The organism is Angustibacter sp. Root456 (genome assembly GCF_001426435.1).
GTDB lineage: Bacteria > Actinomycetota > Actinomycetes > Actinomycetales > Angustibacteraceae > Angustibacter.
Window position 1 is genome coordinate 433,411 of sequence record NZ_LMER01000014.1, and the last position, 14,516, is coordinate 447,926.

The 14,516-nt window shown below is 72.6% G+C and carries 12 protein-coding genes; 8 read left to right on the forward strand and 4 right to left on the reverse strand.

Annotation, left to right across the window (positions count from 1 at the left end):
* Positions 1–43 precede the first annotated feature (43 nt).
* The gene (gene treZ / locus ASD06_RS07195; protein WP_056674884.1) at positions 44–1,816 is read left to right on the forward strand and encodes a malto-oligosyltrehalose trehalohydrolase; all 1,773 of its coding nucleotides are present in this window, start codon (positions 44–46) and stop codon (positions 1,814–1,816) included.
* A gap of 37 nt (positions 1,817–1,853) precedes the next feature.
* Here treZ and zapE read toward each other — a convergent pair whose 3' ends face one another.
* Positions 1,854–2,870 (reverse strand): cell division protein ZapE, encoded by a 1,017-nt coding sequence (gene zapE / locus ASD06_RS07200; protein ID WP_056674886.1) that lies wholly within the window; start codon positions 2,868–2,870, stop codon positions 1,854–1,856.
* 173 nt (positions 2,871–3,043) lie between these two features.
* On the opposite strand from zapE, the gene ASD06_RS07205 reads away from it, so the two are divergent.
* A complete protein-coding gene (locus ASD06_RS07205; RefSeq protein ID WP_056674887.1) occupies positions 3,044–3,775 on the forward strand; it encodes a pyrimidine reductase family protein in 732 nt (243 codons plus the stop codon).
* Here the strand turns inward: ASD06_RS07205 and ASD06_RS07210 are convergent.
* The gene (locus ASD06_RS07210; protein WP_056674889.1) at positions 3,753–4,979 is read right to left on the reverse strand and encodes an alpha/beta hydrolase; all 1,227 of its coding nucleotides are present in this window, start codon (positions 4,977–4,979) and stop codon (positions 3,753–3,755) included. The two genes, ASD06_RS07205 and ASD06_RS07210, sit on opposite strands and share 23 nt — an antisense overlap.
* 44 nt (positions 4,980–5,023) lie before the next feature.
* Between ASD06_RS07210 and ASD06_RS07215 the strand changes: the two genes are divergently transcribed.
* From ASD06_RS07215 to ASD06_RS07225, 3 genes are all read left to right on the forward strand, one after another.
* Positions 5,024–6,085, forward strand: coding sequence for an ATP-dependent DNA ligase (locus ASD06_RS07215; RefSeq protein ID WP_056674891.1), 1,062 nt, complete (start codon positions 5,024–5,026; stop codon positions 6,083–6,085).
* Positions 6,086–6,158: 73 nt separating this feature from the next.
* Positions 6,159–6,659 (forward strand): hypothetical protein, encoded by a 501-nt coding sequence (locus ASD06_RS07220; protein WP_056674893.1) that lies wholly within the window; start codon positions 6,159–6,161, stop codon positions 6,657–6,659.
* 21 nt (positions 6,660–6,680) lie between these two features.
* On the forward strand, positions 6,681–7,553 hold the full coding sequence (locus ASD06_RS07225; RefSeq protein ID WP_235502250.1) for an amidohydrolase family protein: 873 nt from the start codon (positions 6,681–6,683) through the stop codon (positions 7,551–7,553).
* A gap of 62 nt (positions 7,554–7,615) precedes the next feature.
* Here the strand turns inward: ASD06_RS07225 and ASD06_RS07230 are convergent, their stop codons facing one another.
* Both ASD06_RS07230 and ASD06_RS07235 read right to left on the reverse strand, forming a co-directional pair.
* Entirely contained in the window at positions 7,616–8,101 is a 486-nt protein-coding gene (locus ASD06_RS07230) for a hypothetical protein (RefSeq protein ID WP_157371563.1), read from the reverse strand.
* Positions 8,102–8,248: 147 nt separating this feature from the next.
* On the reverse strand, positions 8,249–9,340 hold the full coding sequence (locus tag ASD06_RS07235; protein ID WP_056674899.1) for a DNA polymerase domain-containing protein: 1,092 nt from the start codon (positions 9,338–9,340) through the stop codon (positions 8,249–8,251).
* A gap of 85 nt (positions 9,341–9,425) precedes the next feature.
* Between ASD06_RS07235 and ASD06_RS07240 the strand changes: the two genes are divergently transcribed.
* The 3 genes from ASD06_RS07240 to msrB all read left to right on the forward strand — a co-directional run bounded on the left by ASD06_RS07240 (position 9,426) and on the right by msrB (position 14,450).
* Positions 9,426–11,312, forward strand: a complete 1,887-nt coding sequence (locus ASD06_RS07240; protein ID WP_082537778.1) for an adenylyl cyclase — start codon at positions 9,426–9,428, stop codon at positions 11,310–11,312.
* 165 nt (positions 11,313–11,477) lie between these two features.
* Positions 11,478–13,910 (forward strand): lamin tail domain-containing protein, encoded by a 2,433-nt coding sequence (locus tag ASD06_RS07245; RefSeq protein ID WP_056674901.1) that lies wholly within the window; start codon positions 11,478–11,480, stop codon positions 13,908–13,910.
* 120 nt (positions 13,911–14,030) lie between these two features.
* Positions 14,031–14,450: a peptide-methionine (R)-S-oxide reductase MsrB gene (gene msrB / locus ASD06_RS07250; protein ID WP_056674903.1), complete on the forward strand. Its 420-nt coding sequence runs from the start codon at positions 14,031–14,033 to the stop codon at positions 14,448–14,450.
* The last annotated feature ends 66 nt before the right edge of the window (positions 14,451–14,516 follow it).

Sequence of the window (14,516 nt, forward strand, 5' to 3'; positions counted from 1 at the left end):
ACCTGCACGAGCCACTGGAGCACCGCTGTGAAAGGCTCGGGGCATGCACCGCTTCGCCGTCTGGGCACCCGGCGCCGAGCAGGTCGACCTGGTCACCAGCCCCGGCCCTGACGAGGTCCGCCAGCCGATGGTTCGATCCGAGGGTGGCTGGTGGCGCGACGATGGTCCGTGGGCCGAGCACGGCACCGACTACGGCTACTGCGTCGACGGCGGCCCGCTCACGCCCGACCCACGCAGCGCCTGGCAGCCGGTCGGCGTCCACGGCCCCAGCCGGGTGTTCGACCCCGAGCGCTTCGAGTGGCATGACGACGGCTGGCGCGGCGCGCACGGTGGCGTCGGCGCGCTGGGCGCGGTGATCTACGAGCTGCACGTCGGTACGTTCACGCACGAGGGCACGCTCGACGCCGCGATCCCCCGTCTCGACGACCTGGCCGCCCTCGGCGTCGACGTCGTCGAGCTCATGCCGGTGGCGGCGTTCGAGGGGCGCTGGGGTTGGGGCTACGACGGCGTGCACCCGTACGCGGTGCACGAGCCGTACGGCGGCCCGGAGGCGCTGCAGCGCTTCATCGACGCGGCGCACCAGCGCGGACTCGGCGTCGCCCTCGACGTCGTCTACAACCACCTCGGCCCCAGCGGCAACTACCTCGCGCGGTTCGGCCCCTATTTCACCGACGACCACCACACGCCGTGGGGCCAGGCGCTGAACCTCGACGGCGCGGGCAACCTGGCGGTGCGTCGCTGGATGCTCGACAACGCGTTGCGGTGGTTCCGGGACTTCCACGTCGACGCGCTGCGGCTGGACGCCGTGCACGAGCTGAAGGACGACTCCCCCACGCACGTCCTCGCCCAGCTCGCCGACGAGACCCTGATCCTGTCGCGCGCCCTCGAGCGCCCGCTCGACCTCATCGCCGAGAGCGACCTCAACGACCCGCGGATGGTGGAGTCGAGCCAGGCCGACGGCATGGGCATGGACGCCCAGTGGAGTGATGACCTGCACCACGCGCTGCACGCCGCGCTGACCGGTGAGCGACAGGGCTACTACGCCGACTTCGGCTCCCTCGCCGTCGTGCGCCAGTGCCTCACCCGGGTGTTCCGGCACGACGGCGGGTGGTCGTCGTTCCGCGGCAGCGACTGGGGGCGCCCGGTCGATCCCGACACGCACGACGGACGCCGGTTCCTGGGCTACCTGCAGACGCACGACCAGGTGGGCAACCGCGCCCTCGGTGACCGCATCGGCGCGCTGCTGACTCCCGGGCAGCAGGCGATCGGCGCGGCTCTGGTCATGACGTCGGCGTTCACGCCGATGGTGTTCATGGGTGAGGAGTGGGCGGCGTCCACGCCGTGGCAGTACTTCACCGACTTCTCCGACCCCGACCTGGCCGCCGCCGTGCGCAACGGCCGTCGCCAGGAGTTCGCCGAGCACGGCTGGAACGCCGACGAGGTGCCCGACCCACAGGACCCTGCCACCCGCGAGACCTCGGTGCTGCGCTGGGACGAGCGCCGCGACGGCGACCACGCCCGAATGCTCGCGTGGTACCACGACCTGATTGCCCTGCGCCGCAAGGAGAAGGTGCTGACCAACGGCTGTCTGCGTGAGGTGCTCGTCGACAGCGACGAGGACGCCGAGTGGCTCGTGGTGCGCCGCGGTGACCTGCGCGTCGTCGCCAACCTGGCCGAGCAGCCGCAGGCGGTGCCGCTGGACGGCGAGCCCATCGACGTCGTCCTGGCCTGGGACCCTGCTGCCACGTCGCTGCGCGATGCCGCGGTCGACCTCGGCGCGCACGGCGTCGCGGTCGTCAGGGTCGCCCGGTCGTAGCCTTCGCGGCCTGAAGCGTTGACGGCCGCTCGCGGCCTCAGCCCGGATCGACCTCGGCGGCCAGACGGGCCAGAGAGGTGAGGCGCGACAGCGCGCGAAGGTACTTCTTGCGGTATCCGCCGGCGAGCATGTCGTCGGAGAACAGCCGGTCGATGGAGCAGCCGGCGACCGCGACGGGGACGTCACGGTCGTAGAGCCGGTCGGCGAGCGACACCAGCCGCAGCGCGACGTTCTGGTCGCTCAGCGGGTGGGCTCCGGTGATGGCCGCTCCGCTGACACCGTCGACCAGCTCGCCGTACCGACTGGGGTGCACGCGGGCCAGGTGGGCGCACAGGGCGTCGAAGTCGTCGCACGTGGCCTCGGTTTGCGCGCCGGCCCAGGCCCGCGCGTCGTCGTCCGACCAGGCGGGCGGCGCCTCGGGGAGGCCGCGGTGGCGGTAGTCCTCGCCGTCGATGCGGACGACCTCGAAGTGCGCTGACAGTCCCTGGATCTCGCGCAGGAAGTCGTCGGCCGCGAAGCGGCCCTCGCCCAACGCGCCCGGCAGCGTGTTTGACGTCGCGGCGAGCCGGACGCCCGCCTCCACCAGCCGCGCCAGCAGCGTGGACATGAGCACGGTGTCGCCCGGGTCGTCGAGCTCGAACTCGTCGATGCACACCAGTGACCGGGTCGACAGCGCGGCGACGGCGTCCGCGAACCCGAGCGCACCGACCAGGTGGGTGTAGCCCACGAAGGTGCCGAAGGCCTTGGGGGCCGGGGCCTCGTGCCACAGCGACGCCAGCAGGTGCGTCTTGCCGACGCCGAACCCGCCGTCGAGGTACACGCCGGGTGGCCCGCTGGGCTCAGAGCGGCGCCGGAACAGCCGCCGCCCACCGCGGTCGCTCATCGACCCGGCGAACTCGCGCAGCCGGTCGAGGGCCGCCTGCTGGCTGGGCTGAGCCGGGTCGGGCTCGTAGGTCGAGAACCGGACGTCGGCGAAGTGCGGAGGCGGAACGAGCTCGTCGAGCAGCCGCTGGGCGTCGGGACGCGGGTCGCGGTCGGTGAGTCGTCCCGTCACGTCGTGAACCCTAACCGGGGCGTCGGCCGTGCCGGCGACCGCACCGGGCGGGCCGCGGTCGGGGCGACGCGCCAGATACCCGCCTTGATCCGGTGGAACCGGCCCGATCCGGGGACCGCGCACCGGATCAAGGCGGGTATCTGGACACCGGTGGCCCTGGCAGACTCGGCCGGGTGCAGCATCTCGACGACGTCTCCGACGACGAGCTCGCCGACCGGTACGCGTACCCACCCGGCACCGAGCGGCCCTACGTCCGCGCCAACTTCATCTCGACCCTGGACGGCGCCGCGACGGGCGAGGACGGGCGCACCGACAGCATCAACGACCCGGCCGACCACCGCGTCTTCGCCCTGCTGCGGGCGCTGAGCGACGTGATCCTCGTCGGCGCGGGGACGGCGCGCGACGAGGGCTACGGTCGCGCCAGCACACCCGCCCGGTGGCAGGACCTGCGCACCGCCCTGGGACTCGCCGAGCACCCGACCGTCGCGGTCGTCAGCCGGTCGCTCACCGTGCCCAGCGCGCTGCTCGACGCGACGTCGGACGCGGGCGGTCTCGTCGTCGTCACCACGCAGGACGCCGACCCGCGCCGGCTCGAGGAGGTGACCGAGGCCGTGGGACCGACGCAGGTGGTGCAGTCCGGCCGCGGCAGCGTCGACCTGGCGGGGGCGCTGGAGCGCCTGGCCGGGATGGGTCTGCGCCGAGTGCTCACCGAGGGCGGCCCCCAGCTGATGAACGACCTCACCCGAGCCGACCTCGTCGACGAGCTCTGCCTCACCCTCGCGCCGTTGCTCGTCGGCGGCCAGTCACCGCGCATCGGCGCCGGCGCGCCCTACCGCCGCGAGCTGCGCCTGGCGCACGCCCTGACGTCCGACACCTCGCTGCTCACGCGGTGGACGCGCGCCTGAGGTCGTCGCGCACCTGCTCGCGCACGAACGCGGTCACGACCTCGTCCCACCGATCGGGATCGGTGTTCCACTCCTTGGTGTGCCGGCCGTGCCGCCACGGCACGAGCGTCACGAGGTCCGGGCGGGCCGCAGCAAGCGCCTTCGACGGCCCGTTGGGAACGAACTCGTCGGCGTCGCTGTGCACCAGCAGCACCGGTAGCCGCAGCTCGCTCGCACGGGCGACCCAGTTGAGCCGGCGCAGGTCGAGGGGCTGCTCGAGGCCCACCACGCGCCGTCCGAGCGGGTGGCGCATCATCGCGTGACCCAGCCGCGCCACCGGGCCGGGCACGTGGTTGACGCGCGAGTGGTGCGCCAGCACGTCGTGCCAGTCGACCACCGGCGCGTCGAGCACCACGGCGACGACACGGTCGGCAGCGCTCGAGCGGGTGGCTGCCTGCAACACGATCGCCCCACCCATCGACCACCCGACGAGCACCACGCGCCGCGCGCCGCGCGCCACCGCCCACTCGAGGCCGGCCTCGACGTCCAGCCACTCGCGGTCACCCAGGTGGTACCGCCCCGCCGGGTCCCGCGGCGCGTCGAGGTCGTTGCGGTACGACGGGACGAGCACCGGGAGACCCAACCGGTGCAGCGGGGGGACGGCGCGCAGGCACTCCTCGCGCGTGGCCCCGCGCCCGTGCACGAGCACCGCCCAGGTACCCGACTCGGCGAGCTCGCCGGCGTCGTCCGCCGGCACGTGCCACGCTGGCATGGCGCCGAGCTCGGAGGCGACCTCGACGTCCTCGTGCGCGAGCCCGAGGCTCTCGCTCGGCGCCCCCGAGTAGAAGTACTGGTTCCAGCGCGCCGGCCCGGCGCGCAGCTCGCCGTGCTCGACGGCCAGCACCTCGCGCACGACCACGTCGTCGTCCGCGAAGACCACGCGCCCCAGCCGCGCGTGACCCTCGCGACCGCCCCACCACAGGCCGTACCGGCCGTCGACGACGGTGTCGTCGGTGCGCACCAGCGTCACCGTCGGCGGGGTGGCGGCCAGGTCGACGTCGAGCACCTGCACGTCGTCCGGCTTGACGTGGTCGGGCGTGACGACCCGGCGCGTGAAGTAGGCGGCGACGGCGGTCGCCAGCACGGCGCCCACGGCCACGGCGGCTCCCGCGACACCAGCCGCCGGGCGGCTGGCGCGCAGTGCTCGGGCGGCGACGGCGCTCATGATCGGATCGTCGCACGCCGCACCGACGGTGTTGGATGGCCCCCATGGACCTGCCCGTGATGCCTCCGGTCGAACCCATGCTCGCCAAGGCGGTCAAGGAGGTGCCCGCGCCCGACGCCGTCGAGGGCGGCGTGGTCTACGAGCCCAAGTGGGACGGCTTTCGCTGCCTGGTCTACCGCGACGGCGACGAGGTCGAGCTGCAGGGGCGCGGCCGCAAGACGCTCACCCGCTACTTCCCCGAGCTGGCGCAGCGCCTGCTCGACCAGCTGCCCGCGCGGTGCGTGGTGGACGGCGAGATCGTCGTGCGCGTCGGGGCGGCCGGCGGCCAGCGGCTCGACTGGGACGCGCTCGCCCAGCGCATCCACCCCGCCGACTCCCGGGTGCAGAAGCTCGCGCGCGAGACGCCGGCCGAGTTCGTGGCCTTCGACCTGCTGGCCGAGGGCGACACCTCGCGGGTCGACCAGCCGTTCGGCGAGCGGCGCGCGCGGCTCGAGGCGCTGCTGGGCGACGTGAGCGGCGCTGACGGCGTGCACCTCACGCGCGTCACGCCCGACCCCGAGGTGGCCCGCGGCTGGTTCGCCGAGTTCGAGGGCGCCGGCCTCGACGGCGTCGTCGCCAAGCCGCTCGCGGCCCGCTACCAGCCCGGCAAGCGGATCATGCTGAAGATCAAGCACTCGCGCACCGCCGAGGCCGTCGTCATCGGCTACCGCCGCCACAAGAGCGGCCAGGGCGTCGGGTCGGTGCTGCTGGGCCTGTACGACGACGCCGGCCGGCTGCTTCAGGTCGGCGGCGCGTCGGCGTTCACCAACGCGCGGCGCCTCGAGCTGGTCGAGGAGCTGAACGCCTTCGCCGAGCGCGACGAGTCCGGCGAACTCGTGGTGGCTCAGGGTGAGAAGTCTCGCTTCACCGGCGACCGCGACGTCACGTGGGTGCGGCTGCGCCCCGAGCTCGTCGTGGAGGTCAAGTACGACCAGATGGAGTCCGGCCGGTTCCGGCACGCGGTGCAGATCCTGCGCTGGCGGCCCGACCGCGACCCGCGCTCGTGCACCTACGACCAGCTCGAGCGCCCGGTGGCCTACGACCTCGACGACGTGCTGCAGGCCTGATCCTGCCCGCCCCACCCCGACGTGCCAGGATCGTCCCTGGCCACCGCCGTCTCGTCGTCCTCAGGAGCCTTCGTTGACCGACCTCATCGTGATCCTCACCGAGCAGGCGCTGGACGCCGGTGACGCGGCGCGGATCATCGCGCTGCACCCGACTGACGACGAGCAGGCCGAGCGGCCCCGCTACCGCGTGCTCGTGCCGGCCGACACCGAGCGCAACCTGCTCGTCGACGTCATCGACCACCTGAGCATGCTCGAGCTCAAGGACGCGCTGGACGCCGTGCGCGGCCGCGAGCCGGACGACACGCAGGCGCGCACCACGGCGGCCGAGGCGCTCGAGGCCAGCCTCGCCGCGCTGCGCGGCCACGGTGTGCAGGCCGACGGCGCGGTGACCGAGGACGACCCGCTGCCCGCCGTGGCGGCACTGGTGCGCAGCGACTCGGCGTCCGAGGTGGTCGTGGTGACCCGCCCGCACGCCGTCGAGGACACCTTCCACCGCGACTGGGCCAGCCGGGCCCGCGACGAGCTCGGCGTGCCCGTGCTGCACGTGTACGCCGGCACGACCTTCCTCGGCTGAGACGCGTCGATGACCGGGTCGATGACGGGTTGGCGCCCGGCCGGCGGCCTGGTCGACGTGCACGTGCACTTCATGCCCGAGCGGGTGCTGCGCAAGGTGTGGGCGTTCTTCGATGACGCGGAGCGGCACTACGGCGTCGCGTGGCCGGTGCACTACCGCGGCACGGAGCCCGAGCGGCTGGAAACCCTTGGTGCGCAAGGTGTCTCGGCCTTCGCGCCCCTGGTGTACGCGCACCGGCCGGGCATGGCCCAGTGGCTCACCGAGTGGGCCGTCGACTTCGGTCGGCGAACGCCTGGTGCCGTGCCGACGGCCACCATCTGGCCGGAGCCGTCGGTGGCGACGTACCTCACCGCTGCCCTCGATGCCGGCGCCCGGTGCGCCAAGGTGCACGTGCAGGTCGGCGGCTTCGACCCGCGCGACCCGCTGCTGAGCCCGGCGTGGGGCCTGCTCGCCGAGGCCGGCGTGCCCGTCGTCGTGCACTGCGGTGACGGCCCGGTGCCTGGCGCGCACACCGGGCTCGAGGTGTTCGAGCAGGTGCTGCGCGCGCATCCTGGCTTGCTCGCCGTGCTCGCGCACGCCGGGATGCCGGACTTCACCGGAGCGCTCGACCTGCTGGCGCGGTACCCGCGGGTGCACCTCGACACGACCATGGTCGGCACGCCGTTCACCGAGCGCATCGCGCCGCTGCCCCGCGACTGGGCCACCCGGCTCGTCGACGTCGCCGACCGGGTCGCGCTCGGCAGCGACTTCCCGAACATCCCCTACCCCTACGACGATCAGCTGGCCGCCATCGAGTCGTGGGCCGCGGCCGACGACCGGCTCGGCGAGCCCTTCTTGCAGGCGGTGCTGCACGACACCCCCGCCCGGCTCCTGGGCCTGCGCGGGCGCTGCTGACGGGGCCCCCGAGTCCACCGCTGCCGGCACGGCTGCGGCGTGCCACCGTCAACGCAGTGAGCTCAGGGGCGCGAGATCGCGGTGACCGAGAACTCGAAACCGGCCGGGTCGTTCTCGGTGCCCGGAGTGAGCACGATGCCCGGCGGGGTGTCGGGCGCAGCCAGCACGTCGGCGAGCGACATACCGGTCGGCTCGACCTGGGAGCAGGTGACGACCTGCCCCTGCGGGTTGGCGTGGCCGCCGCCCTTGAGCTGCTGACCTGACCAGATGGTGTCGCCGGTAGCCAGATCGACCAGACCGAAGGTGAAGCTCGTCGGGACGAGGTGGCCGTCGCCGACGATCCGACCGACGGACCAACCGCCGTTCTCGCTGCTGCGGTTGCTGTTGGTGAGGATGGTCACCGTCTGGCCGTCGCAGGTGAGTTCCATCTGCGTGATGCCGTTGCCGGCCGGATTCGGGTCGTAGCTGGGAGCCGCGAGGGCCGGTGCCGCCGTCGCGAGAGCGAGGGGGACGGACAGCGCCGCCGCTGCCAGGACTGGTTTTCTCATGGTTCGCCTTTCTGTGCTGAGAGCAAGAACTTGCATGCGCGCAGCACTGTCGACCTGCGGGGAGGGCCGCGCGGCCGACTTCCGGAAAATCGCTGCGCGTCATCACTCACCGTCACCCCGGCGGGACGCCTGCGATCCGTGCGACGCCTACGGCTCGACGCGGTTGCCGTGCTCGTCCCAGTGCGCGGCGACCTTCTTGCTCGGCTGCACCCGCGGCGGCTCGCCCGGCATCTTGGGGTAGTCGGGCGGGAAGTTCAGCTCGCCGCCGGGCAGGGACTCCCACAGCTCGAGCAGCGGGTCGATCGAGAAGGCCTGGTCGTCCAGGCCGGCCCACGGGTCGCCGTCCGCGAGCAGGTCCGGCACCGACGTGAGGTTGAACGCCGCAGGGTCGCGGACGTCGGCGAGCTGGGCCCAGGTCATCGGCGTGCTGACCGGCGCACCGGGACGCGCGCGCACGCTCCACGCGCTGGCGATGGTGCGGTCGCGGTTGTTCTGGTTGTAGTCCAGGAAGATCCGCGCGCCGCGCTCCTCCTTCCACCAGGCAGTGGTGACGCCGGTGTCCCGGCGCTCGAGCTCGCGGCCGAAGCCGATCGCCGCGTGCCGCACCTGCTCGAAGGTGTAGCGCGGCTCGATGCGCACGTAGACGTGCACGCCGCGGTTGCCGCTCGTCTTGGGGTAGCCGCGCAGCCCCAGCTCCTCGAGCAGCTCGCGCGTCACCTCGGCCACGCGCTGCGCGTCGGCGAACGTCGTGCCGGGCTGGGGGTCGAGGTCGAGCCGCAGCTCGTCGGGGTGGTCGACGTCCGGACGGCGCACGGGCCACGGGTGGAAGGTGAGCGTGCCCATCTGCGCCGCCCACACCAGCGCCGCCGGCTCGGTCGGGCACAGCTCCTCGGCGGTGCGGCCGCTCGGGAAGCGGATCGGCACGGTCTCGACGAAGTCGGGTGCGCCCTTGGGCAGCCGCTTCTGGTAGAAGCCGTCGCCCTCCTTGTCCTGCGGACCGGTGGCCAGGCGCATCCCCTCGCGCCACCCGTCGGGCCAGCGCTCCATCGCGGTGGGTCGCTGCCCGACGGCGCGCATCATGGCCTCGCCGACGGTGGCGAAGTACTGGCAGACCTGCAGCTTGGTGATCTCGGGCGTGCGCTGCGTCGGCTCGAAGACCACGCGGTCGGGGCTGGTCACGCGCACCGGGCGCACGCCGTGCGGACCCGCGACCTCGACGATCTCAGCAGCGCCCGCCATGTCCGAAACCTACAGGGTCTGGACCTCGCGGGGGCCGAGGTCTAGGGTCCAGGCACTCCCCCACTCCAGTCACCGAGAGGTGTCCATGACTTCCGCTCCGCCCATCGAGAGAGCGCTCTCACATCGACCCGTTCCCTGGGGCCGCCGCACGCTGGCGATCGCCGCAACCGCGCTGGCGCTGGCCCTCGCGACCGCCGGAGCGCTCGCCGCGCCCGCAGCCGCCGCACCGTCATCCGCCGGGCACGGCCACTCGACGTCCGCGCCCGACCTCGGCCCGAACGTCAAGCTCATCACTCCCGACATGCCGCAGGCCGACATCCAAGCGCTCGTCGACGGCATCGCCGCCCAGCAGGTCGACGACGAGATGGGCCGCGGTCGCTACGCGCTGCTGTTCGCGCCCGGCACCTACGGCTCGGCCGAGCACCCCCTCGTCTTCCAGGTCGGCTACTACACCGAGGTCGCGGGTCTCGGCGCGAACCCTGGCGACGTCGTCATCAACGGCCACGTCGACGTCTACAACCGCTGCCTCGCCGCCGACAACTGCATCGCCCTCAACAACTTCTGGCGGTCGCTGTCGAACCTCACGATCAACGTCGCCGGAGCCGAAGGCTGCCGCGCGTCCGGCGAGTTCTGGGCCGTCTCGCAGGCTGCACCCATGCGCCGCGTCGACATCACCGGCGGCAACCTCACGCTGATGGACTACTGCACCGCCGGCCCGCAGTACGCCAGTGGCGGCTTCATCGCCGACTCGCGCACCGGCTTCGTCGTCAACGGCTCGCAGCAGCAGTTCCTGGTGCGCGACAGCACCATCGGCGGCTGGTCGAACGCGGTGTGGAACCAGGTGTTCTCCGGCGTCGACGGCGCACCCGCGCAGTCGTTCCCCGACCCGCCGTACACGACGCTGCCCCGCACGTCCGTGAGCCGCGAGCGCCCGTTCCTCTACCAGGACGACGCCGGCTCGTACCGCGTGCTCGTGCCGGCGCCCCGCCGCGACTCCAGCGGCACCACCTGGGCAACGGGTCCGACCGCCGGCCGGTCGCTGCCGATCTCGAGCTTCTTCGTCGCGCGGCCCTCGGACTCGGTGACGAAGATCAACGCGGCCCTGGCCCGCGGGAAGAACCTGCTGCTAACGCCCGGTGTCTACTCGATCGACCGCACCATCCAGGTGCGGCGTCCGGGCACGGTGGTGCTCGGTCTCGGCTTGGCCACGCTCACCGCCGAGCGTGGCGCCGTGCCACTCGCCGTCGCCGACGTCCCGGGTGTCGACCTGGCCGGGTTCATGGTCGACGCCGGGCCCGTGCCCTCCCCCGCGCTGATGCGCATCGGCACGCGGCACGCGGCAGGGACGCCCGCTCGCCATCGCCCCGGCTGGAGCGACCCGGCTTACCCGACGGGCGTGCAGGACGTGTTCTTCCGCGTCGGCGGCCCCCACGTCGGCAAGGCCGATGTCGCGCTCGAGGTCAACAGCGACCACGTCGTGCTCGACGACATCTGGGCCTGGCGCGCCGACCACGGCCAGGGCGTCGGCTGGACCCTCAACACCGCCGACCACGGCGTCATCGTGAACGGCGACGACGTCACCGCCACCGGCCTGTTCGTCGAGCACTTCCAGAAGGACAACGTCATCTGGAACGGCGAGCGCGGCCGCACGGTCTTCTTCCAGAACGAGCTGCCGTACGACGCCCCGAACCAGGCGGCCTGGCAGCACGACGGCGTGCTGGGCTACGCGGCGTACAAGGTCGCCGACTCGGTGAAGGACCACGAGCTGTGGGGAGGTGGCAGCTACGTGTACACGAACGTCGACCCGTCGCTGCACGCCTCGCACGGGTTCGAGGTGCCGGTGACGCCGCGAGTGCGGCTGCACGACCTGCTGACCGTCCAGCTGGGTGCGGGCACCATCGACCACGTCGTCAACGACGTCGGTGCGACCGGCGAGGTCGGGGTTCCGAGCACCGTGGTGAGCTACCCGTGACGTGACGCGCGGGGCCGGCTGGGACGTCCTGGCCGGCCCCGCGCGTCTTGGGCGAAACCCACCGAACGCTCACCCGAAGTTCATGCTGCGGTGTCCGTCGGAGGCCTGTCGCGTGGCGAAGCGGCCTGGTAGAAACCGTTCGTCCCTTCTGTCAGGAGCGCACCCATGCCCATCAGGTCCACACGCCGGCTGATCGCCGGCCCTCTGGCGCTCGCCGTCGTCGGCGCAGGAGCCGTCGCCCTCGCCGCGCCGGCTCACGCCGTCTCCACGTCGGTCGTCATCAGCGAGGTGTACGGCGGCGGCGGTAACAGCGGCGCCACGTACACCAACGACTTCGTCGAGCTCTACAACCTCGGCGACACCCCCGTCGACCTGTCGACGTGGAAGGTGCAGTACTGGTCGGCCAGCGGCACCTCGGCGAGCAACACCACGACGCTGGCCGGCACCATCGCGCCGCAGTCGTCCTACCTCGTGCAGATGGCGGCCGGGTCCGGCGGCACGACGCCGCTGCCCACGCCCGACGCCACCGGCACGGCCCCGATGAGCAGCAGCTCCGGCCGAGTGCTCCTGCTGCAGGGCACCACGCAGGTCGACGGCGTCGCCTACGGCGCGACGACCACGCCGGTCGAGGGGCCGCCCGCCCCCGGCACCACCAACACGACGTCGGCGAGCCGCACCAGCCCCTGCACCGACACCGACAACAACGCCTCCGACTTCTCCCTCGGGGCCCCGTCGCCGCGGAACTCGGCCGCAGGCACGCTCGCCTGCACGCCGACTCCCCCGACGCCGGACGAGCCCGAGACGATCCCGCAGATCCAGGGCGCGAGCCACCTGTCGCCGCTCGTCGGCAAGCCCGTCAATGACGTCGAGGGCGTCGTGACGGCGGTGTCGTCCAGCGGGTTCTGGTTCCAGAACCCCACACCGGACGCCGACCCCGCCACGAGCGAGGGCCTGTTCGTCTACACCCGCAGGGCGGGTTCGGCCGCGGTCGGCGACCTCGTGAGCGTCGACGGCGCCGTCGCGGAGTACCGCGCGTCCAACGACAACCTCACGACGACCGAGATCACCGGGCCGAAGGTCACCGTCGAGTCGAGCGGCAACCCGCTGCCCGCGCCGGTGATCCTCGGCGTCGACCGCGTGGCACCGCCGCAGACGATCGAGCAGGGCGACCCGGGCAGCGTCGAGTACTCGGACGCGCCGTTCCGTCCCGACGTCGACGCCATCGACTTCTACGAGTCCATGGAGGGCATGCTGGTCGGCGTCCGTGACGCGCAGGTGGTCGGCCCGACCGCCCGCTTCGGCGAGATCCCGGTGGTGCCGGGGCAGCTCGCCGCAGGCGACGCCGTCCGCTCAGCCCGCGGTGGCGTCGTCTACAGCGGCTACGACCACCCGAACGCCATGCGCGTGCAGCTCGACGACGGGCTCATCGGCGCCGGCGCCATGCCGCTCGCGGACGTCGGTGACACGCTGGCGGGCGACGTGACCGGGCCGCTCGACTACTCGTTCTCGAACTTCAAGCTCGAGGTGACGTCGGTGCCGACCGTGGTCAGCGGCGGCCTGCAGCGCGAGGTGACGCGCCCGGCCAACCAGCACGAGCTGGCGATCGGCACCTTCAACGTCGAGAACCTCTCGCCGAAGGACCCGCAGACCAAGTTCGACCGGCTCGCCGGCCAGATCGTCCACAACCTCTCAGCGCCCGACGTCCTGGCGCTCGAGGAGATCCAGGACAACACCGGCCCGACGGACGACGGCACCGTGGCGTCCGACCAGACCGTCGCCCAGCTCGTGGCGGCGATCCAGGCGGCCGGCGGCCCGGCGTACCAGGCCCGCTGGATCGACCCGCAGGACAAGACCGACGGCGGCCAGCCCGGCGGCAACATCCGCTCGGTGCTGCTGTTCCGCACCGACCGCGGCCTGTCGTTCGTCGACCGCCCCGGCGGCGACGCGACGACGCCGGTGCAGGTCGTGGGCTCCGGCAACCGCACGTCGCTCTCGGCGAGCCCGGGGCGCATCGACCCGGCGAACCCGGCGTGGGAGGACTCGCGCAAGCCGCTCGTCGGCGAGTTCCGCTACCACGGCAAGTCGCTGTTCGTGATCGCCAACCACTTCGCCAGCAAGGGCGGCGACGACCCGCTGTTCGGCCGCTGGCAGCAGCCGACGCGGTTCAGCGAGAGCCAGCGCCACGAGCAGGCTCAGGCGGTGCGCACCTTCGTCGACCAGCTGATGGCGGCGGACGACGACGCGCGCGTCGTCGTCCTGGGTGACCTCAACGACTTCGAGTTCTCCCAGACCGCCGACATCCTCGTCGGCAGTGGCGACACGGCGCTGCTCGACCTGCCGCGCACCCTCGCGCCGCAAGAGCGGTACACGTACGTCTACGAAGGCAACAGCCAGGTGCTCGACCACATCCTGCTGAGCCCGGAGCTGGCCGGCTCGGAGAGCCACGGTGACGGTCACGCCTACGGCTACGACCTCGGTGAGCACCGCGGTCACCGGGCACGCTTCGACTACGACGTCGTGCACACCAACAGCGAGTTCCACGACCAGGACAGCGACCACGACCCGCAGGTCGTGCGCCTGGACCTCCGGGGCCGCTGAGTCCGCACCACAGCCAGCAGCGGGTTGACCGCAGCTCGCACCACGCACCGGGCCGGTCGGGAACTCTCCCGGCCGGCCCGGTGTTGTGCCGACGTGAGAACGCCGTGGAAAGGACGTGCCATGCAGCCGACCGGCCGCAGCTACCCCGTGACCATCGCCGACATCCAGTGGCGGGAGAAGCTCTCGCCCCAGGAGTTCCACGTGCTGCGCGAGGGCGGCACCGAGCCGCCCTTCGTCGGTGAGTACACCGACACCACCACCGAGGGCGTCTACGCCTGCCGCGCCTGCGGGGCCGAGCTGTTCCGCAGCGACACCAAGTTCGCCTCGCACTGCGGGTGGCCGTCGTTCTACTCACCCCTGGCCGACGACCGCGTCGAGTACCTCGAGGACCGCTCGATGGGCATGAAGCGGGTCGAGGTGCGCTGCGCGAGCTGCGGGTCGCACCTCGGGCACGTGTTCGAGGGTGAGGGCTACGACACGCCCACCGACCAGCGCTACTGCATCAACTCGATCTCGCTCACCTTGCAGCCCAAGCCCTGACCGCAGACGAGGTGGTCAGACGAGGTGGTCAGACGAGGTGGTCAGACGAGGTGGTCAGACGAGGTG